This is a genomic window from Rhizobium sp. RAF36, assembly GCF_052114105.1.
In the GTDB taxonomy this organism is placed as follows: domain Bacteria; phylum Pseudomonadota; class Alphaproteobacteria; order Rhizobiales; family Rhizobiaceae; genus Rhizobium.
In genome coordinates, this window is record NZ_JBFREC010000003.1 from 73,317 (window position 1) to 93,994 (window position 20,678).

The window sequence follows — 20,678 nt, forward strand, 5'->3', positions numbered from 1 at the left end:
AACAGTGCCGATCAGATCGTGAAAGCGGACCCCGACCAGTCGGGGCGAGGCTGATTAGTTAGCAGTACATTGGGCTCAAAAACACGGCCTACGTCAGTCGTTCAGTTCCGTTTTAGAGATCTCAACTGCGAAGGGGTCATTGTTCGGATCGCCACTCCAGATATAGTCAGCACCTTTGGCGCGACGCTCGGCGGCCTCACGCCCGTAGACCTTCTCGACGACCGCGAGAGACATATCGGTGCCTGCGGATACGCCCGATGATGTGATGTAGTCTCCGTCTTCGACCGATCCTGCGCGGCCTACCCATTCTACTTTGCCACTTTGACTTGTGGCCCATGGCCGGATGAAGGTTTCTGGACGGCAGTCTTGCTAAAGTAGACCGCTGGGGTCAGGCGGGCGCATCCCATCCGCCAATTTGCAGATAAATAGCGTCGCGCAGATGTCGCACGTCGCGGTTCAGAGCGGCGAGTTGGGCGGGTGTTTGGGTCGAGGCTGCAAGCAAAGCGTCGCTCAGGCAGCCTGCCTTGTGTTGCAAGGCGTAACCCTGATCAGTCAGCGTGACCAGGACCTGCCTTTCGTTGCTGAGATTTCGTGCCCGTCGCACCAGTCCGGCAATTTCGAGACGCTTCAAAAGTGGCGTCAAGGTACTGGAATCCAAAGCAAGCTGATCAGCGATCGATATGACCGTCTGCTCGTCTTGGGCCCACAGGACGTTCAGAACGAGATATTGGGGGTATGTCAACCCAAGCTCGTCGAGGAGCGGTTTGTAGGCGCGCTGGATCGCGATACCCGCTGTGTAAATCGCATAGCACAGCTGGTCGCGCAGGGGCGGGGGATCATTGTGGCGTTGAGACATTTCGAACTCCTATGACACCCTTATAACCTAACTTATCGCAAAAACCAATATCGCGATAAGAAAGATGTTGACGGGCATCATCAGATATGACAGCTTATACTTATCGCGATAATGATTATCGCTACAAGATAAGGAGAAAGCCATGACAAGCAAGACAATCACCACTGTTGCCGCAATCGCAGCTGCAGCCTCCATTTCGGTCTCGTTGCCGGCAGCCGCTGATACATTACCGCAAGACCAGAAGGTCAAGAACGTCGTCCTGGTCCACGGCGCATTTGCCGATGGTTCAGGCTGGAAGGGTGTTTACGACAACCTCACAAAGCGCGGATATCGCGTCACGATCGTGCAGAACCCTCTGACATCACTGGCAGACGATGTTGCCGCTACCAAGCGTGCGCTCGAGCGCCAGAATGGTCCGGTTATTCTCGTCGGTCATTCCTGGGGTGGCACGGTCATCACGGAAGCCGGGAGCGATGAGAAGGTTTCCGGCCTTGTTTATGTTTCCGCGCTCTCACCCGACGCCGGGGAGACAACGGCGCAGCAGTATGAAGGGTTTGCACCCGCATCTGAATTTGTTCTTGAGACCACCAAGGACGGTTTCGGCTATGTCAGTCCGGCAAAGTTCAAGGCCGGTTTCGCGCATGACGTCAGCGATGATGAGGCGGCGTTCATGAGCGCTTCGCAGGTGCCGATCAACATGTCGGCGTTCGCCACGAAGCTCGAACATGCGGCCTGGCGCACAAAGCCCAGCTGGGCTGTTATCGCAACCGAAGACAAGGCCTTCGATCAGGCCATGCTGATCCATATGGCTGAGCGCATCAACGCTAAGATCACCAAGGTTTCGGCAAGCCATGCGCTGTTCATGACTCAGCCGGTCGTCATCGCAGATACCATCGATCAGGCCGCGAAGGCTGTCTCTGCCAAAACGAAGTGACCAAACAAAGCCTCGGCAGGAAACAACCAGTTGCAAGCGTGTTTTATAGGGTAGATGCAGCCCCGCCAGACTCGAAATGCGATCTCGAACGGGCATCTGGCCGTAACCAGCGTGAAACGCGCCCTGGCGGCCATCTGTGGCGGAAATGCCTGAAAATAAGGAGATCGGAGGAGGGGAGGGGCAAGAACGGTCGGCTAGCAGAACAATGATGAGGGAAGTCGCATCATGGCCGAATGCCAGGACCGCCGAGCGGCCCGCGGAGCAGCTACCGTTCCACCGATCCAAGCCGAAATCTGCCAAGAAGACCGGAAAACCAGGCGTTTCCGGTCATCCAGGGCGACCGACAGCATGATTTGCGGGTCATATCAATCTACCATCGATAACAGATAGTTATCGATGGTTGAATTAATCAAACAATGCGCTGCGAGGTAACGAACCTTAAATGCAACTTAGGTTCCATTATAGAGAATATTACCCATGTTTGCAGTTGGTTAGCTTCCTTGGCCGAGCACTGAGATTCCTCGCTCAAGGGCCCTCAAGAAGTCTTACCTAGAGTGGCACCGACTTACCTATGTTCGTCTCCTCCGCCCAATCTTTAAGCGGCGCCTTGACAAGGCGAGTTTTTCGGCTTCCCTTACCCAGAGTTGCTTGAAGGAGGGAAAAGCGATGCAAATGGGGACTATCTTAGAAGACAAGGAAACCGGCCTGCGGTTGATGATAGTGCGCCCGACTGAAGACCCGCTAGCGCCGGATGATCTGACATTCCAGGGTCGGCCGCTAGCAGTGTCGGATGTTCAGCCGTCTGGCGTCCCGCTCGACGGCATCCGCCTAAGCATGGATCCCGGCTCACGTAGCAAACCCGGTATGGGCAACATGGTCTAGCCGAGTTGGGGCTATGGTTGGCATAAATCTGGATTCGCGCCTTCAACTGGTTTCCGGTGCAATCTCTGTCACCGGGGCTTGCACGATCGCTTGCCGTCATTGTTACTCGGAATCAAGCCCAAAGGTAAGTGCCACGCACTCGCTGGAGACGCTCAACGATATAGTAAGCACGCTCAAGCGATACGGTGTCAGGCAAATCTTTGTCGGCGGCGGTGAGCCTTTTCTTCATCCCGACCTCGATCGACTTGTCACGCATATGTTTGCGGAAGGCGTTCTTCCAAGCGTGTCGTCGAACGGACATGGCGTCACCAGGGAACGGATCGCTGCTCTCTACGAAGCTGGCATGCGCTACAACATGGCCATCAGCCTTGATGGCCCCGACGACGGAATCAACGGACGGATCCGCGGGCCAAGAAGCTTTTATGGAACTCTCCTTGGCATGTATGAACTTGCCTCCTTCGGAAAAATCCTTTGGGGCGTGAACTACGTATGCTGTCAGCAGAATCTCGGTCATGCGTTGTCGACGGCGAAGCTCGCTGCGACGCTTGGCGCAAGTTACTTCAATTGCATCAAGTTCACCCCAAGCGGCAGGGGAAGCTTGCATGCCGCAGCAATGGCAGTGAGTGATGAGGAATACGCCAACGAGATCCTTCGAGTGAGTGAGGTCTATTCTCCACTAGGCGAGTACTACGACGAGATCTTCGTCTTTGACGTCCGCCGGCAATCAACCGTCGTCAACGAGCTGCGGATGGTCGATTGTGCAGCTTCGTATTTTTCTGACTTTTCGTTTCAGAACCCGCTCGGCATCAGCATAAATCACAATGGAGACGTTGCTCTGGCGCCTCCAAACATACCGCTTGGAAATTTGTCGCGGCTTTCATTGCCAGAGATGCTTGAATCGATCAATTCGCCAGCAGTTCTCGAAAAGTATCAAAGCTGGCTCCGCAAGGATTGGGCCGGGATACATCCCCCTAAATCTTTTTCTAATCGGCCGGCTGTCTCAAATATGATTAGTTCGCATCAACATTTCTTGGACCAAGGGTAGATTGGCGATTAACGAAACGCCTTGGACCCCACTGTCATCGTTTTCTTGAAACCGAACTACAGCAATAGAGAAAGCGAGGGTTAGTGCCGCCAGGGCTGGAGGAAAATGGCGCGTCCCGACCAGCGAGAGAGAATGAAGCAAAATAACCGATCTTTACCAACGGGAACTTCCCCATGGAAGGCAGGACCTTTCCCTGTTATACGTCAAACTGCTTCGCGGTTGGGGATTCTTCAACGGATTCAGTAGCAGGTGCCCTTTGGTAGGCCCGACTATGCCCTCCGTTCCGACCGCAGAATTGACCAGTCGAATGGAGTGCCAGTGCCGAAATTCATAGATTTGTTTGCGGGTTGCGGAGGCCTTTCGCTAGGGCTAGCACAATCCGGCATGCGGGGCTTGTTCGCTATCGAACGCGACCCGATGGCATTTCGTACCTTTGCGGCGAACATGGTCGAAGATACATCGCATCTGGCGAACCGTTTCGAATGGCCGGCTTGGCTAGAGCAACGCGCTTGGGCAATAGACGAGCTTCTGGAGGAGCATCGGCAAGACCTGGCGCGGCTGCGCGGTGGGGTGGACGTCCTAGCTGGAGGGCCGCCCTGCCAGGGATTCAGCTTTGCTGGCCGCAGGGTTGAAGACGACCCGAGGAACATGCTCTTCCAGAAGTATGTAGAGGCGGTCGAGGCAATCCGGCCGGCGGCCTTGATCCTGGAGAACGTCCCTGGAATGAAGGTGGTCCACCGGCCGACGAATGTGGTTGACCTGGTGTCCGGCCAACCGAGAAAGCAATCCTTTTACGAGAAGCTTGCCGAAAGCCTTGATGGGATCGGTTATGATGTACAGGCGATGCTAGTGGACGCATCAAGGTTTGGAGTTCCGCAAAAGCGCTCCCGGCTCATTGCGATTGGGGTGCGCAAGGATATGTCCCGCTGGCTCGACGGAGGGGTGGGGCGCGTCTTCAAGCTCCTGGAGGACGTTCGAAGCCAGCAACTCGCTGCGCTCAGCTTGGACGGTGTGGTGTCTGCCGCGGAGGCGCTTTCAGACCTAGAAACTTCCAAAGTAGCGCTGCGTACCTGTGATGATCCAGAATCGCCGCCCGGATTCCTGGAGGGGAGGCGGAGCCGGGCGACTACACCTTACCAGCGCTTGATGCGGCAAGGGGGACATGGACACCCCAACAGCATGCGGTTGGCACGCCATCGGGATGATGTACGCGAGCGTTTTGCAAGGATACTGGCGGAATGCCGGCGAGGTGTGCGGATGGACGACGAATCCAGACGTAGCTATGGACTCAAGAAACATCGCATCTACCCGCTCCTGGATAGCAATCCCGCTCCAACAGTAACCACACTTCCGGACGACGTCCTGCACTATTCCGAGCCGCGGATCCTGACGGTGAGGGAAACCGCGCGCCTCCAATCGTTTCCAGATTGGTTTGAATTTAAAGGCAAGTACACGACCGGGGGAGACCGTCGCACCCGCGAATGCCCCCGCTATACGCAAGTCGGGAATGCAGTACCGCCACTTCTTGCAAGGGCTATCGGGACAGCACTCACCAAGGCCCTGGCTCAAATCCAGTCCGCCATCGATAGTGAAAGTGCGAGCCCTGTGCAGGCTGTGGCGGTTTCGGGGTGACACGGATGCCGGGCGAGAATGAGGCAGTGCAGTTTCCAGCGGGCCTGCTGGTATGGGCGGGCCATCGGTCGGGCGGTGTTCGAAGGCTGTTTGACCAAACGAGCGGCTGGTCTGGCGAAGGCGTTCTGGAAACAAACCTATTGTCGCGTCTCGCCAAATGGGCCTCGATGGTGAGGGATGGCGACCAGCAGGCAGCCCGCGTGATCCTTCTGGTTGGCGGGCCGGGAAACGGCAAGACGGAGGCGATCGAGACGACCGTCCGCTCGCTTGACAAAGCGCTTGGCTGCGCCGGGCGACTTGTCGACGACTTGAGTGAAAGATTTTGTCCGACGGGGGAAAAGGTCCCGCGAAGGGTGGAAGTTGAGGCAGGGGAACTCGCCAGTCCACGGCGAGCTCTGCGGCTGTCCATCGTGCAGGATGCAACGGTAGTCTTTGGTTTTCCCGGTCGCTCTCCAGCCAGCCTCCTCAGGGAGGAGCTTACAAGGGCGACCGAGGCCGGTGCGACGGACCTATATCTATGCTGCGTCAATCGCGGGGTTCTTGATGACGCCTTAATTGAGGCGATTGATCGTGAGGACCATCGATCCCGAGTGCTCCTCGAGCGGATTTGCCAGGCAGTAAGCGTGTCGCCTGGGGCTCCCTCTTGCTGGCCATTGTCTGGATATCCTGAAGTTGTCGTGTGGCCGATGGACATGGATTCCCTCTTCACCGCGACAGACGATGGCCAACCGGCTCCATACGGGCAGATCTTTGCGAGGGCACTGGATGCATCCAGATGGCCGGAAGCAGGTACTTGCGAGGCGGGACCACGTTGTCCTTTTTGCGGAAGCAGGGTCGCCTTGGCACGAAACCGGCAGGGGAAGGCGCTGCACCAGATGCTGCGTTACTTCGAGGTCGGAAGCGGCAAGCGCTGGAGTTTCAGGGACGTTTTCTCCCTTATGTCATATTTGCTGGCAGGACATCGGGAAGAAGCGTCCCGGGATGACGGTTCGCCCTGTACCTGGGCTGCATCGCAGATCAAGCTCGACGATGCCCAGCGTGGGGCGCGGCCTAATGCGCGGTCGGCGACCTCGATTTATCGGCTAGTCGCGGCGCAATACCAGCACGCATTGTTCCACGGCTGGGACAAGGGGGCGGGCAATGCGTTGCTTCGCGACCTTGGTGAGCTTGGACTGAGGGAGAACCATACCGCAATGGGGCTGGCGTGGTTCCTTTCATCGCGGCGATCACAATACCTGCCCACCATGATTTCCGGCCTGCTGGATGGTATCGACCAGCTTCTTGACCCAGCCTTGGCGAGCCCGGATACCGAGGTTGCCGTCACCAGTGGGACGACGTTCAAGCTCCGTGAGCTCGACACGCGGTTCAGCAGGTCTGTCGCCGAGGGGCTCGACTTCGTGCGCAAGTCGCGTGTCCTGACACTAGTCGAGACGCACCTGCTTGATCGACTTTCGGAGGTCGACTTGCTGTTGTCGCAACAGCAGGTGCGAAGGAAAAAACCCGCCGTTGCCACCAGGGTTCAACGGGTTATCCGCGATTTTTCATGCCGGATCGTGCGCAGGAGCATTGGTGCGAGAACCGGAGCCGTGCGCGATGCTGACATATTGGCCGAATTTCAGCACATCGTCGAGGACAAGGGTGACGACGCTCTGTTCGACGTTGCGCGGCAAGTCGAGCAATTATTGAACAAGGGGCAGAATTTCGAGGTCTCGCTCACCACGACCTTTGGGCAGCCGCTGCCCCCGCCAAGCCGCCGCGCAACTCTCGTGGTCCAAAGGAGGCATGTCCAACCGCCAGAGGTCAACGGCGAAGGTCGGCCCCGTTCACCGTTGCAATTCCTCGAGGTTGGTGAGGGGCATTCGGCCCAGAAGATTGCTTTGACATACGAGTTGTTCAAGGCCGTCAGGGAAATCGAGCGAGGCATGTCGAGGGCTTCCCTCCCGCGCGCGGTCCTCGCGCTTCTCGACACAACCGGAGCGAAACTTGGCGGCCCGATAGTGCGTGATGCCAGCGTGTTGCCCAGGGCCGAGATGAAGCTTGGCCCGGAAGGATTGTCGGTCCAGCTCCGGCGCAATGGCTTCGGGATAATACGAGAGGGCGGGCGATGAGCCTTGTAGACTTCTTGGATGACCCTTGGGGAAAATCGCACGAGCTATACAGCAGCGCAACGCTCGCCATTTCCCCCGCGCCCGAATATGCCAGCTCGGAGGTGATCCTGTCCTCGGTGTACAGGGTCATAGGGATAGAAGGAGCACAAGAGCGCACCGTTCCGCTGCGAGGCAGGGAGCTCGACCGGCTATTGAAGCGTGCGAGGGAGAGGTCCCGTAAGCCCGAAGGCGCTACGCTCGAGGCAGACGCATTCGAGAACCTGCTGGGATCCGTGCTCGAGAGCCCCAAGCTTCCAAACCAATCGACCAAGCGCTTCCTCCAGGTGACGCCCCTTGTTCCGCAAGTAGCGATTTTCTCGGGATCGGCACGCCTAGCGGGAAATCCCTGGACGCCAGGGCAGCTTATTCGCCGAATGATCTGGCTTGGTTCGCCAAGCGCAGCCTCCGCGAGATCGACCTGGCAGGCGCTCTTCGATGCTCTTTCGGTAACCGAAGACGACGATGTCTTTGCGCGGTTCCTGCAAGCGGAACTTAAGTGCTGGTTTCCTGAGCCATCGTGGCACCTGCTTGATCTTCCAGACACGAAGTCGCTGTCGCTCGAGGACGCGAAGGTTGCAATATTTCCCGCTCGGCAAATGGTCCTCGACCTGAAGGCCGTGATTGCTGCCAAGCCGATGATGACTCGCCGGCAATGGACCAGCCTGCTGGAGTCCATCCTGCGCCTTGCCTCTGTTGCACATGTCGTGTGGCTTTGCGAAGTTCACGGCCGCATATGGCAAGCGCTGGCAAGCGCGCTTGACGGCGCAGGACCGACGGACGAGGGTAGCGCGCGCGTGGCCATGTATCCCGATCGGTTCGCCTGCCTTCCATATGGTAACAAGGCCCTGCCATCCATCCGCGACACGGTCTCGCAGTATCTCGCTGCCCGGCTTAGCATCAACGCTGTTCTCTGGGGCCTCGATAGCCTTGGAATAAAGCCCTCGGACGGTCTATCCTCGGCCGCTGGACTTGCCAGCCTCTGCGAGGAGGTGAGGGTTAACCGCGGAGGGTTGGCTGGCTTGTCTATCCGGGAAGCCACTTCAAGCCTATTGGACAAGGAGACCCGCGTACTTTTGTGCAGGCGCGGGATCGGTTCCAACATCAACGAGTTTGCCAGGCATGCGCTAGGAAAACGGCAGACCGCGAACCAAAGCTTGCGCACCTATGACCAAGGCTTCTTCCTCAAGAAGTCCGGGACTAGTACGAATAGTCCATGGATAGTTTCTCTAGGTCCGGTGGCTGTGTTGACGCTGGTGCATTGTGCATTATCCGGCGTGGCTGGACCGAGGTCGGTCCACCGGCTCGCGCAGCATCTCGGGCAATATGGTGTTACTGTCGACCACGGTGACATTCCCCACAATGACCTTGGTAGCCAGCTGAGGATGCTTGGCCTAGTGCTCGATAGCCCTGATGCCGAGAGTGGCATGTTGCTCCTGCCGCCGTTCGGCACCCAAAATCCTGGAGGAACACCCCGATGACCTCCATCGCCCACGCCCTCGCAGACTACGTCGAGTCCCAGGTGGACGCCGCAGCACGCTCGACTGGCGGTAATGCAGAGATCAGGCTTGTCTTCCATGGGCCGCCGCTCGAGATCCTATCAAACGTCTTCGAACTGTTGGTAGCTGGACAAGTTGCACCAGGGTCGGGAAAACCACCCTACCTGCTACAGGTGCCACGTGGCGAGCTTCCGGCTGAAAATCCTGGCGTCGGCGAGTCCGGCTGGTGTGATGAGACCCACCTCCTGGATCTTCGTAACCTGCCCGGTCAACCGAGCTTCGTGGCTCTCGTGCCCCCGGGACAGCACAGCATTCTTTCCGTATCGTCGACGACGATCAAGTTCGGCGTCGACGAGGCAACCAACGGTGCGAACGCGCCGTTTGAGGATTGGTGGGACGACGCCTTTGTCCAGCGGCTTGTCACCGAAGGGCTGTCGATGGCTGGCGTTCAGGAAGGCCAGTGGGAGGAAGGGCGGCTCCTAGTGGAGGCCGCCGCGCGCGCGGCGGACGAGCTTGAACATGCTGGAGAGGTTCGGCGCGGCGTCTGGCGGGTGCTGTCGCGCCTGTTCGAGATACCAGCCGCATTGGCCTCCCAACCGGGAGTTGGGCTAAGCCTCGCTTGCGGTCTGCCTCCAAAGAGAAATGGCTTGATCTCGGCACGCGAGCAATTGGCGACACTCGACAAGATCGCAGAGGCCATGGTGGAGGGTTTTCGCAGTGGAATCGACCGGCTTTCCGAAGGAGCTGGAGAGGAGGACCGGCAGGCACTCGAGGAATTTCTCCTGCATGTGAGGTCCAGGTGCCAGATTCAAACGACGTTCGCTCGCGCGACCGCTGCTTACTACTCGCCCGGAGACGGGCTATCGGTTTCGCAGCCACCGGGCTGGTGGGGCCATCTCGACGTGGAGAGATGGTCCGAACTTCTTGCGGAAGAGCCGGGTGTATCCGGCGACATCCTCATGACCTGCACCAATTCGCTCGCCGACCTCGGGAAGGCGACGCCCGCGGTCGTGCTTGACAGGGTCGAGCTCGCATTCGCCACGAAGGGCGGCGAGCAAAGTGGCGTACGTGTGCTGGTTGAGAGGACGCCAGCCGGAGGAGCCAAGGCAGTCGGCGAGGTTATCGCGGATGCCGGGGAGGTTCTGGCAGACAACTCGCCCCCGTCCCACAAGAACCCAATCAGCTACAAGGCTTCCGCACCTGGCTACAAGCCCGGCTCGATGAAGGTCGTATCGCTTGCAACCTGGCAGCCCGGAATTCTTGTCGCATGCAGGGCCTCCAAGAAGCTTGCAAGTCCACGCAGGACCACGAAGGCGGCAAGCAAGGGTCCCGTCGGTTGGGAGACGACCCTTACCTTGCCCGGCCCTGGACGTTATGAATTGCTAGTCTTCAATTCGCCCGACGTCGAGGTCGAGCGGATAGCGACGGGCTTGTCCGATCAGCTTGATGGCCGGTCTGATCCAATCCAGTTGCCCATACGGCCCTTCCGGGAGATGTTGCAGCTAGAGGTCGAGGCAGAGGGCAACTACCAGGTCGAGTTCAAGTTCAGGCGAACCTTGCGCGACGGCAGTGTCTCAGAGGAAAGCTGCCGCGCGTTCATTGTTTGCGAGGACGCGCCGGGCCTTGGGTGCCGGAGCGAGTTTGAACGCTTGATACGCGTGAACCGCCGGCAACTCGAGGCTTTTGACGCGCGTGCTGAAATCGACCTCAATCGACCGGCACGGGCGACGATGCTGCAGGACTGGATGCTGTCGGACGCCATGGTAGAAAAATCCTACCAACCGCTCATCCTTGCCAATGACTATGGCGCCCACTGGGCGCCGCCGCGGTGGGGAGATGGGCACGGGCCAATCCTTTCCGCGGGAACCTTCATATCCGATCCCCGGCCGTCGCCGGAGGAATTCGAGCCGCCTGCTGCATTCCTCTCGACCCGCAAGGAAATCGCGCGCCGGGTGAGGGGAGATGGTGACCAATCCGGGGTCTTCGAGACCGCCAGGCTCGGGGAGTGGATTTCGCGGGACGCCGATTTCAGGGCGACCGTCGAGCAATATGTCGAATCCTACAATGCCTGGCTCGCCGCTGCACCGGACGTGGCTTGCTGGTGCGATGTTATTGCCGTGTGCTCGCTGGACAGTAGTGGACGCAGCCTGTCACGCGTCCCGGATGCGGTAATGCTGTCGCCTTTCCACCCACTGCGGCTCGGCTGGCATGCCGTCGCGCAAGAGGTACTTCTTGAGGCTGACGAGCTAGGCAAGCCCTGTCCGGCAGCGAGCGTGCTCGATCCGGACTGCGTACCCGACATTATGTCGATGCATGTTAGGGCACCTTCAGGAATTGAGCGGGTGGATTTCCTGGCCGCTGAGAACGGTACCGACTATTGGTCCGTCCTTTGGAATGGATCTCGGTTGGCGGACCTGCCCCGTCGCTCGCAGGAGGCGCCGTTTGGCGAGGACTTTGGTATTACCGTCGGCGGCATTTCCGCAGGTTTCAGCGCGGCGCAAGTCGGCCGGGCCCTCGACGATGTCTCGGAACTGCTTGCTGCCAAGCCCGTGATTTCGGTTGCGGTGTCGAGCGTCGGGGGAACGACGAACGCGTGTAATGACGGTCTCCTCGAATGGTGCAAGGCTCGCTATGAGGAAGAGGCCAGGCGTCCCCGCTCCCGGGCTACCGGCCCACGCTTCGTAGAAGTCTATGACGAACGGCCAGAGGCCGCCCGTCCGGACGACGCAAGAATTGCGAATCTCTCCGAGGATACGCGCAACGCCGTCAGGTGGTTTTCAGGGCAGCCCGAGGATAGCAATCCCGACCTCGGCATTATCGCGCAGCTCGACATGTCAGAACCGGGCGTCGCAGCGGCGGAGCACCGGAGCCCACTTGGGATTGGCGCCCTCATCAGGCATCGGGTGCGGCGTCAAATGCGCATATATCTTTCGGAATCTAGGCAGTCGACCGCGCCTGTGCCAAGTACAAACATACTCGCGGACAAGGTCTCGTCCTTGGCATCTGCAATGGAGAACTCCCCGGAGAACCGCCTTGCCCTACAGTTCGCGCCAAACGTCCACGAGGTCAGGCACATGCTGTTCGGACGCAAGACCGACTTCGTCGCCGTCTCCTCATCGGCTATTGATCCAGCTTGCTTCCTTGGGGAATGGCTTGAGGGAGCATATCTCTGGGACTATGAACTACCATCTTATTCCCATCGGTCCGGGGATACCAACGGCTACTACTTGTTGTCGCAAGTATCGGATGCCGACCGGGAGTCGCTCGAAAAGGCATTGGCTCGATTACCAGGCTGCGAACGGATCGAAGGCAGCAAGATAAACGAGGTGTTGCTCGAAGTCGCTCGCCGGGGAATTCCTACGATCAAGGGACTTGCGGGCGACGACGCGGGAGCCACTGGAGACCTTGGAGTCCTCGTCGGAGCAAGGTTGCTTCAGGATCGATTCCGGCGGGGCGCCTCCCCGGCAGGTGGCATCCTGCCAATACTTGGTGGAACCGCCAGCAGTCCAACGGTCTCGCTCGTGATTCCCGTCGATCCGTTTCGCAACTACCTCGCCGACCTCAGCCGTGCCCTCGGCAAAGAGTTGAAGGATGCCGGCCTGCTTCGCCCGGACCTAGTCGTCGTTGGTATCGATTTCGTCGGTTCCTCCCCGAGGATCAGGATTACCCCTGTCGAAGTAAAGTGCAGGCCCACCGCATCCTTCGGACAGGGCGATGCGTCCGACGCCCTCGCACAGGCAAAGGCTTTTTCCTCCCTGCTGTCGGCACTTGCGCCTCACGAAGGCCAGCCCACCCTGTGGGCCCTTGCGTTCCAGCACCTGCTGCTGTCGATAATTGGGTTCGGCCTGCGAGTTTATAGCCAACAGGAGGAGGTCGCCGGCCATCCATCGCGTTGGCCAGACCTGCATGAACGAATTGCGAAGGCAATTCTTGATGGTGGGGGTACAGTCGAAATCGATCGACGCGGTCGACTGATCGTTGTCGACGATTCCCATACCAGCGCGCCCAGGGACAACGACAAGGACGGTTTTGACGAGACGATCGTGATTGGCCGCGAGGACGCCGGGAAGATTGTGGCGGGTGATCCTGCTACCTTCTACGAGATGGTGCGATCACGGCTAGGAGACTGGGACTTCCTTCCTCGCCTGACCGACAGCTCCCGAGTTGACGAGACTACTGCGGGTGATGGCCGGGTCCAAGATGAAGACGAGATCGGGGCAGCTCCTGCTTTTGTTGCGGAGCCAATCGAAGTAATGTCAGGGCACGCCACGCCCGAGGCGGAAGTAACACAAGACGTACCGCCGCCTCAGTCGACAACAGGTCTTGTCCTTGACGTCGGCGCGACGGTCGATGGCTTCAGCTCGCGACAACTCTCGCTCAATGTCTCTGACACGAGACTGAACCAGCTCAACATGGGAGTGGTCGGCGACCTGGGCACGGGAAAGACGCAACTTCTCAAGTCCATCATCACTCAGATCAACGATGGTGAGGAAGCAAACCGCGGGATACGCCCGCGCTTCCTGATCTTTGACTACAAGAACGACTACAGTAGCCAAGATTTTGTCGCGGCGACGGGAGCGAAGGTCGTGCGGCCGCACCGACTTCCGCTGAACCTCTTCGACACCCGTACAATCGGGGATGTGTCGACTCCGTGGTTCGACCGCTTCCGCTTCTTCGCCGACGTGCTGGCGAAGATCTATCCGGGCATCGGCCCGGTCCAGCGCGACAAGCTAAAGCGAGCTGTCCGCGAGTCGTACGAGCGCGCACCGGCCGGGTCTCCTCCGACGCTTCGAGACGTCCACGCCGCCTATTCCGAAATATTGGATGGCAAGTCTGACTCTCCCATGGCCATCATTGACGACTTGATCGACATGGAGATCTTCGAGCCGGACGAGGCAAGGACGGTGCCCTTCGATACCTTCCTTGACGGAGTGGTCGTCATCTCGCTCAGTGCACTCGGCCAGGACGATCATAGCAAGAACATGCTCGTCGCGGTCATGCTGAACATGTTCTATGAAAACATGCTCAGGACACCCAAGCGGCCCTTCCTGGGGACAGACCCACAACTTCGCGCGATCGACTCATATCTGCTGGTCGATGAAGCTGATAATATCATGCGATATGAATTCGACGTGTTGAGGAAGCTGCTTCTCCAAGGCCGCGAATTTGGCACCGGCGTCATCCTTGCATCGCAGTACCTGCGCCATTTCAAGGCAGGCGCGACTGATTACCGGGAGCCACTGTTGACCTGGTTCATTCACAAGGTACCAAACGTTACAGCGGCAGAACTCTCAGCCCTTGGCCTGACTGCGAACGCCGGAGAGGTTGCCGAGCGCGTGAAAACCTTGGCAAACCATCGCTGCCTCTACAAGTCGTTCGATGTGCAGGGCGAAATAATACGGGGATACCCGTTCTTCGAGTTGATGAAGGCTAGGGAGGAAGGGACACCTTAGGAATTCATGCCAGATTTCTTGACGCCAGAGCAGCGATCGGCGCGGATGTCTCGCATCCGTTCTTCCCATACGGCGCCCGAGCTTGCACTGCGGCGGGCATTGCATGCGCTTGGCCTGCGCTTCCGTCTCAACGACAATAGGCTGCCGGGCAAGCCAGATATAGTCTTACCGCGGTTCAAGACGGTGATATTCGTCCACGGTTGCTTCTGGCACCGACATGATGGGTGCAAGGTCGCGTCCACGCCGAAGAGCAACGCACCTTTCTGGGAGGAAAAGTTCGCCAGGAACGTCGCACGTGACAAAATGAACGTGGAAAAGCTTGAGGACCTGGGTTGGCAGGTCCTTACCGCTTGGGAGTGCGAGGTAACGTCTACCAAGAAGGCAGTGAACGCAGCGGCCGAGATTTCCTTGCGTCTCGGGCACACGCGGCCTGGAAAGGAATAGTTCAGGACGCTCGTGTCTTGCCGTTCAAATCCCACGCGGAATGACTTTTGCGCAGCACGAGACTGTGATGTCGCAAGCGTCCTGCGAAGAGGTCTACTCCGCGATTCGCCGAGCAAGAGGTTGTTCATGGAAATTTCAATTCGTAGCAAGTATTCGCTATGCCAGTTGCTGGAGGAGCTGAATCGCACGGATGTGACACTATTCCTGGAGAAGCACGGTATCACGCCACTAGATGACAACGGCGGCTGGGTCCCTGAGCCCTGGGTGATGACGGTTCGCAACTGGATGCTTCAGGCGCCAGCCTCGCGAATTGGTGACCTCTTGCAGGAATTGGTTCGAACCGCTGCATCTTGGCGCAACAATGTCAGCCCGCGCTATGTGTTCGATGAGCGTTGGGAGGATTTGTTTCTTTGCTTGTCGCTGGATGGATTTGCCGTTGCGCTCGACGAATACGGCCAGCCTCAGAAGTACCTTGTTCCCGTCGAGCCAAAACTTGATGGCATCAAGCCTTTTGACGACGAGCTCTCCATTGCGATCCAGCGGTCGGGGGTTCCATTGGGGCCGGAAATTATTGATCGCCTCCAGGCTGCGTCCGACGCTTTCCGGCGATCCGAGATGAACAACTGCTTGAGCAATGTCCGCATCGCCCTTGAAACCCTGGTCAAGTCCTTGGCCACCGAACTTGGTGCGACGCCGTCGGAATCGGCGAAGTTTGGTGCTGCCCTTTCTTTCCTCGTGTCAGCGGGTTTCCTCGACAACGGGCAAGAGAAGTCCATCGCCGGCAATTACCTGCTGGTAAGCCAAGGCGCGCACCGGCCTATCGGCTTCACCGAGCAGGAATACGTCAGGTTTGGCAGGAACGTCGCGCTTTCATCCTGTTATTTCATCATCAAGAAGTGGAACGGGGAACACGGACTTCCTGGCCGCGCGTAGCGTAGGATCGCTATTTCAATCTAGGGGCACCTGCCGATAGGAGAGCGGCACGGGGAACGCCCTGTTGAGTTCCTCGATGTACCGGCGTGCCTTTTCGTCGAGGGCGGGTGTCCCGACGACGACGACGTGATCGGGTTTAGTTGCCCCCGGCCACAGGGCGTACTCGAGAAGCTGCCCGAGCGCCTCGCGAAGGCAACTGCGAACGGTTGGGCCAGTCTTGATCTCGAACATCCAAAGCGCTTCGCCGAGCCAACCGATCAAGTCGACGGAACGAGAGCCGATGGGGACCTCGCATAATATCTTGCAATAGCCCTCCTCGACGAGCGCTTCCCGGAGGCGCCGCTGTACCTCTGCGTGACGGAGGTAGATATTCAAGAGGCGCTCCTTTGTCGAAGCCGTTATCCAGCGACCGCCAACGACCTCCCTGCCTTTGCCGATCTGGAGGATGTCGTCGCGCAACGAACCAGCACCGTGGGCAGGTATTGTATTGGCTCCCTTCGAACTCGGGAACTCCACGGCCTCGTAGAGAGGTAGCAGCCGGTCGAGCACCTGAAGCGCAGCAATCGGGTCGAATTTGGCGAGTGGCTGCACCGCACCGAGGAATATGAAGTTTCCTTCCTTGAACGAGGCTTCCGTGACGGGTGATGGGGTCACGTTTGGTCCGCGAGTAAGTCCTTGCCAGAACCACATCTTTAGGTCCCCCAGCTCTTCCACATGATCCCGGAGCCAGGCGTTGAACCTCGCCACCTTCGGAAGAAGCGCATCAATTTTTGGAAAGGAACGACTCGCCTGGAAGGAGAATGCGACGCCGACACGGATCGCAGGACCGCCATTGTCCAGTTGATCGTGGCCGACGTTGAATTGGAGTTCGCCTCGACCACCAAGGTGAAAGGTCCAATCGGGTCCCTTAAGGCCAGGGCCAAAGATTGTTCGCGACGTGCGGCTGAGTCCAAGTGCGTGCGATCGCATTTGCTGCAGCCGGGAGATACCATAGGGCTTGGCTTCTCGCTCGATAGCGGAAACGGCGCTCCGCACCAAGTCCTCGGGCTTTTCCCTCCCGGGCAAATCCAAGAGCTGGCGCGCGGCTGCTTGCATCGCCGGAAACGAGCGGACCATGTCGGCCGGCAACTTGAATGCGTACCCCTGCAGTGGCCGAACGGGGCGCGCCGATAGCTCGAACGGAAAATAAGCCGCCTTTCCCTTACTCCTGGGGATTGCCTTCTCGATTTTCTCCAGGACGGACCTTTGCAGCCTGAGGTCGTCGAGGGAGATCACGTTTTCCAGGCTGATATGGTCCTCGAGCGGAACGAAGTAGCCCGGCACACGCAGTGGAACAGCGGCCCGCTCCCGGGCGCTCGTTCCACGGGCCGCCCAAACGATTTCGCGGCTAGCCCATGCGCCGGCAATCCGTGAAACGCTCGTGATGGCCGATCGCTTCTTGTCATAGTGAAACACCAAGTCGCCTACGATGGTGCTTTTGAAAAGCGAATACCGCCAATTGTCTTCGTTCTTGCTGTCAAGCTCGGGCGCGCGCAGGTCCAGCCCGATGTCCGCCCGGTCGGTCGATTCGAGCCAATACCGTTCCCCGGGGTTCCCTAGCCACCAATTTGCGGACGCCATTGACACCTCGCTGCTATTTTGAATCCATTTTCATCTATCGCCGAGGGGGGTTGTGAAAACCGAAGGCTGGAGTTCGCGTTATCCCTTGGCCGACATGAACTTTTTATCTGGAAACCCGGTTTCTAGCTGCATCCCAGGTGACCTCTAGTAGATCGTTCGAGCGAGTGATACTACCGCTCGATTATATTTTGGTAGTTGGAAATGCCCAGGCTCCGTCAAAGCGGCCAACGTAGTGCTTGATACGGAGGTATTCGAGGTCGTTCTCCCATCGGACAATGGCATCATCCCAATTCGTCTTCTTGCGGCGTTTCGCGTTCCTAACGAAGGCCGCGATGGATTCGGCCATCTTCTGTAGGCGGCGCGAAGAGTCATTGCCTCCCCATTCCTCGACACCTTCGACCTCGGGCAAGTCTTGAAGAAATGCTTTGGTGAGAAGCTGATGCCGCTGCACCGGACCCGGCGACCCTTTGCCGACCGCATATCCAAGGGCCTTCAAGGGACCGATGGCGGGAAGCTCATGCAGGACAAGCATCCCATTGCCACCGCTAGCTGCGGTCGTGGGCCAACGAAACTCACCGACCTCATCGTCCTCAGAAAAAAAACCTCGGCGGATGAATTCTTGTCGGACATGCAGTTGGACACCCAAGGCGTTGATCCGTTTCCCCAGTATCTTTTCTTTCCCCTCCAGCTCCCTATACCGCTTTTCGGCGGCCTCGAACGTGGCGACCAGTTGCTCGACGGTATACCTTGAAAGTTCGGTTTCGAGCTTTTGCATGTTGACGGGCCATGAGGCCGAGCTTGTCAACGGCCTGTTTGTTGAGCCGACTTGGTAGTCGGGCATTTGCGGTATGCGCACCGCGCGGGCCTGATCGCGGATCGACGCTGCGAGGCTGAGCCTTTTGTCAAAAAGGACCACCATTTTCTCGTCAATCAAGTGTTGGATTGCGTGATGGAAACTATCATTGAAGGACGCTCCGCCTTCGTCCTCGTAACGAGTTGCCATATCGCTTGTCCGGAACCCGACCTCGCGTGCGACCAACTTTCGACGATTCTTTCTTGCGAAAGGGCCTCCCTCAACTGTGATCAAGATCGCGCGCAATAGTTCAGACGCCCGTGGAACCTTCCGGCCCAGGACCCACCCTCTCTTTCGGTCAGTCGCTTCGGTCATTGTCTGCCTCTGTCGATCCTGTGCCGACGCACCTGTCAATGGCTTGGACACGGTATTGATGTCGTAAGGAACCTGCCTAACCTCTTCGAGGCAGCACATTGCCGAGGATACCCGAACCCAGGTTGAACACCATACCGGGTTTGTTACGATCACGCGCATTACCAAAATCGGCTAAATGCCTTCGTCTTGGGCGGCCTTGGGCGACAGCAACGCAAAGAGCTCCTGGAGCAAAACCCCTTTCACGATCGACACTGTTCACGCCTCAGCTAGTACTTCGCCGCAAGCCTCCGGCATCGACCGTCGACAATCGTGCGGCCCTTGGGAAGCATGCACGGCATGAGGTCAATCCGTGCTATGAATGTCACGAAAGGTTGTGATTGCTGCGACGAGATTGGCATGAACCCAGGCGGCCTTCTCGTCACGAGTGAAAAGTCCGTCGAAGTACGTGGCGTAAACAGCGAAACCGAGATCGATGAGGTCATTGCTCATTCGGTCCATGCGCACCACCGCTTGACTGCCACCTCGGATCCACCAGAGAAGATTGATCACTATGCCTAGCGCATACCGAAAGAGATAGGCCCGGCATACGACGGTTTCGTCCAGGCCCTCCCACTCGATTTCGTAATGGCCTGCCAAAGTTTCCCAAATCTGCAGTGCGGCGCCGAAGATGGTGAGAACCATCTTTTCCGTGTACTTGCCGGCCCTCCTTATAATCCGAACCTCCTGGCGATTGAACATCTGCTCCTGCATCTCAGGAAAAGACACGGCGATGTCCGCCGCGCCTTCGATCAACGAAGGCTGCAGGTTTCGTGCCCAATCCCATAACCAGTTCAGTTGAGCCGCCGCCAGATCCTTCACTGGTTCGTCAGATCTAACAAGGCGAACAAGTTCGCTGATCTCGCCTTCCGGTCCGTCGAAGACCAGTCTGTTCAAATCCTCAGCGACCGCCGGATCCAAGCGCGATATATGGCCCCCGGACCGAAGGAGGATCACCTGCTCAGGATGATCACCGACGACAGAAAGCCCCAGTCTTAATCCTTCCAAGGATTGCTGCTTGTAGAGTTCATACCACGCGAAATCCGGAAGTATCGCCAGATTGCGTTTTTCTTGCTTCAAGTAACGGCGGAGTTCGTCCGACTGCAGCATATTGCTGTCAATCACGTAAGCCTTCATATCCATCCTCGTTGAGTGGGTGCAAATGTGCCGCGTCTAGCGCTCCCAGCGGGTCTCTGTAGCGAGGTATTCCCATATTACAGTCTTCACCGTCACGGCGTCGGACCAGTCTATCGAATAGCGGTAGCGACCGAGCTCGACCGTAATCCAGCCGCCGATCATCGCTTCGTCGTCGAAAAGTTGGACGGTCATACGACTTCCGACTTCTGGCCAGACAGAGAGTTCTGCGCCCGTACCAGCGGCCTCGAAGGCTTCACGCTGCTCTCGACTTAACTGCTCCAGCGGTATGAATGCAACGTGATCAGGCGCTTCGAGAAGTGGCTCGCCGATCTCGTGATAGGCATGGCCTCGAGCGTTCTTTACGATGACGCGCTGGACCTTGTCTGTGTCGGGAAAGAGGGTGAACGGCTGGAGGTTTTCGAACAAAGGAAGCTGTCCGTCCGGCTGTTTCTTCAGGGATCGGACGACGTGCCGATTACTCCGCAGAATGATTGCCGCCTCGGGATGCTTTGTCGGATCGGGATAAAGGCTTCCAGCCATAACCGCGTGAAGCACACAGAGAAGGTAGTTCTCGTCTGGCGCGAAGCTGGAATTACAGCGCCGACAGATGATAACCTGGGGCAGATAGTCCATGTCATCCCCCGCGCCGCTGTCGTAGTCGGCGCCCCGTTCCCGAAGTGTCTTCGTCAGGAGCGATTTGGTCGGAACATGGTCGCGATTGCTTTCGATGTCGGCAATCACCGCGCCACAGTGAATGCACCAGGTCTTCAGCCGATCGTCAGTGAAATCCTCGATTTCTCGCACCCGCCGAATCCTTCGCTAAGTGTTGCAGGGTCTTCGCAGTGGGCGATCTCCTGAACGAAGATAAGCAATCTACTCGTCACCCGAGAGAGCT

General features: G+C 58.1%; 14 protein-coding genes. 8 read left to right on the top strand and 6 right to left on the bottom strand.

Features of this window, described 5'->3' with window-relative positions:
* Positions 1 to 93: 93 nt before the first annotated feature.
* Positions 94 to 234: a hypothetical protein gene (locus AB4Z25_RS11655; protein WP_162698776.1), complete on the bottom strand. Its 141-nt coding sequence runs from the start codon at positions 232 to 234 to the stop codon at positions 94 to 96.
* Positions 235 to 388: 154 nt separating this feature from the next.
* On the bottom strand, positions 389 to 856 hold the full coding sequence (locus AB4Z25_RS11660; protein WP_442208021.1) for a MarR family winged helix-turn-helix transcriptional regulator: 468 nt from the start codon (positions 854 to 856) through the stop codon (positions 389 to 391).
* Between the two features lie 142 nt (positions 857 to 998).
* On the opposite strand from AB4Z25_RS11660, the gene AB4Z25_RS11665 reads away from it, so the two are divergent.
* The 8 genes from AB4Z25_RS11665 (at position 999) to AB4Z25_RS11700 (ending at position 15,822) form a co-directional block, all read left to right on the top strand.
* Positions 999 to 1,790: an alpha/beta fold hydrolase gene (locus AB4Z25_RS11665; protein WP_442208022.1), complete on the top strand. Its 792-nt coding sequence runs from the start codon at positions 999 to 1,001 to the stop codon at positions 1,788 to 1,790.
* 895 nt (positions 1,791 to 2,685) lie between these two features.
* Positions 2,686 to 3,717 (top strand): radical SAM protein, encoded by a 1,032-nt coding sequence (locus AB4Z25_RS11670; protein ID WP_442208023.1) that lies wholly within the window; start codon positions 2,686 to 2,688, stop codon positions 3,715 to 3,717.
* Between the two features lie 318 nt (positions 3,718 to 4,035).
* Positions 4,036 to 5,349, top strand: a complete 1,314-nt coding sequence (locus AB4Z25_RS11675) for a DNA cytosine methyltransferase (RefSeq protein WP_442208024.1) — start codon at positions 4,036 to 4,038, stop codon at positions 5,347 to 5,349.
* 5 nt (positions 5,350 to 5,354) lie between these two features.
* Positions 5,355 to 7,457: a hypothetical protein gene (locus AB4Z25_RS11680; protein ID WP_442208025.1), complete on the top strand. Its 2,103-nt coding sequence runs from the start codon at positions 5,355 to 5,357 to the stop codon at positions 7,455 to 7,457.
* On the top strand, positions 7,454 to 8,974 hold the full coding sequence (locus AB4Z25_RS11685; RefSeq protein WP_442208026.1) for a hypothetical protein: 1,521 nt from the start codon (positions 7,454 to 7,456) through the stop codon (positions 8,972 to 8,974). Before AB4Z25_RS11680 ends, AB4Z25_RS11685 begins: the two co-directional genes overlap by 4 nt.
* The gene (locus AB4Z25_RS11690; RefSeq protein WP_442208027.1) at positions 8,971 to 14,445 is read left to right on the top strand and encodes an ATP-binding protein; all 5,475 of its coding nucleotides are present in this window, start codon (positions 8,971 to 8,973) and stop codon (positions 14,443 to 14,445) included. Before AB4Z25_RS11685 ends, AB4Z25_RS11690 begins: the two co-directional genes overlap by 4 nt.
* Before the next feature lie 6 nt (positions 14,446 to 14,451).
* Entirely contained in the window at positions 14,452 to 14,889 is a 438-nt protein-coding gene (locus AB4Z25_RS11695; RefSeq protein WP_442208028.1) for a very short patch repair endonuclease, read from the top strand.
* A 126-nt stretch (positions 14,890 to 15,015) separates the two neighbouring features.
* On the top strand, positions 15,016 to 15,822 hold the full coding sequence (locus AB4Z25_RS11700) for a hypothetical protein (protein WP_442208029.1): 807 nt from the start codon (positions 15,016 to 15,018) through the stop codon (positions 15,820 to 15,822).
* Positions 15,823 to 15,837: 15 nt separating this feature from the next.
* Here the strand turns inward: AB4Z25_RS11700 and AB4Z25_RS11705 are convergent, their stop codons facing one another.
* The 4 genes from AB4Z25_RS11705 to AB4Z25_RS11720 form a co-directional block, all read right to left on the bottom strand.
* Entirely contained in the window at positions 15,838 to 17,442 is a 1,605-nt protein-coding gene (locus tag AB4Z25_RS11705; protein WP_442208030.1) for a hypothetical protein, read from the bottom strand.
* Positions 17,443 to 17,623: 181 nt separating this feature from the next.
* Positions 17,624 to 18,445 carry a hypothetical protein gene (locus tag AB4Z25_RS11710; RefSeq protein WP_442208031.1) on the bottom strand — a complete coding sequence of 274 codons (822 nt, stop codon included), beginning with the start codon at positions 18,443 to 18,445 and terminating at the stop codon, positions 17,624 to 17,626.
* Between the two features lie 507 nt (positions 18,446 to 18,952).
* On the bottom strand, positions 18,953 to 19,783 hold the full coding sequence (locus AB4Z25_RS11715; protein ID WP_442208032.1) for a hypothetical protein: 831 nt from the start codon (positions 19,781 to 19,783) through the stop codon (positions 18,953 to 18,955).
* A gap of 36 nt (positions 19,784 to 19,819) precedes the next feature.
* Positions 19,820 to 20,587, bottom strand: coding sequence for a hypothetical protein (locus tag AB4Z25_RS11720; RefSeq protein WP_442208033.1), 768 nt, complete (start codon positions 20,585 to 20,587; stop codon positions 19,820 to 19,822).
* Between the last annotated feature and the right edge of the window lie 91 nt (positions 20,588 to 20,678).

Coding starts and splice junctions, on each gene's coding strand:
- AB4Z25_RS11655 (WP_162698776.1), bottom strand. CDS start 234: ATGTCTCTCGCGGTCGTCGAGAAGGTCTACGGGCGTGAGGCCGCCGAG.
- AB4Z25_RS11660 (WP_442208021.1), bottom strand. CDS start 856: ATGTCTCAACGCCACAATGATCCCCCGCCCCTGCGCGACCAGCTGTGC.
- AB4Z25_RS11665 (WP_442208022.1), top strand. CDS start 999: ATGACAAGCAAGACAATCACCACTGTTGCCGCAATCGCAGCTGCAGCC.
- AB4Z25_RS11670 (WP_442208023.1), top strand. CDS start 2,686: ATGGTTGGCATAAATCTGGATTCGCGCCTTCAACTGGTTTCCGGTGCA.
- AB4Z25_RS11680 (WP_442208025.1), top strand. CDS start 5,355: ATGCCGGGCGAGAATGAGGCAGTGCAGTTTCCAGCGGGCCTGCTGGTA.
- AB4Z25_RS11685 (WP_442208026.1), top strand. CDS start 7,454: ATGAGCCTTGTAGACTTCTTGGATGACCCTTGGGGAAAATCGCACGAG.
- AB4Z25_RS11690 (WP_442208027.1), top strand. CDS start 8,971: ATGACCTCCATCGCCCACGCCCTCGCAGACTACGTCGAGTCCCAGGTG.
- AB4Z25_RS11695 (WP_442208028.1), top strand. CDS start 14,452: ATGCCAGATTTCTTGACGCCAGAGCAGCGATCGGCGCGGATGTCTCGC.
- AB4Z25_RS11700 (WP_442208029.1), top strand. CDS start 15,016: ATGGAAATTTCAATTCGTAGCAAGTATTCGCTATGCCAGTTGCTGGAG.
- AB4Z25_RS11705 (WP_442208030.1), bottom strand. CDS start 17,442: ATGGCGTCCGCAAATTGGTGGCTAGGGAACCCCGGGGAACGGTATTGG.
- AB4Z25_RS11710 (WP_442208031.1), bottom strand. CDS start 18,445: ATGGCAACTCGTTACGAGGACGAAGGCGGAGCGTCCTTCAATGATAGT.
- AB4Z25_RS11715 (WP_442208032.1), bottom strand. CDS start 19,783: ATGAAGGCTTACGTGATTGACAGCAATATGCTGCAGTCGGACGAACTC.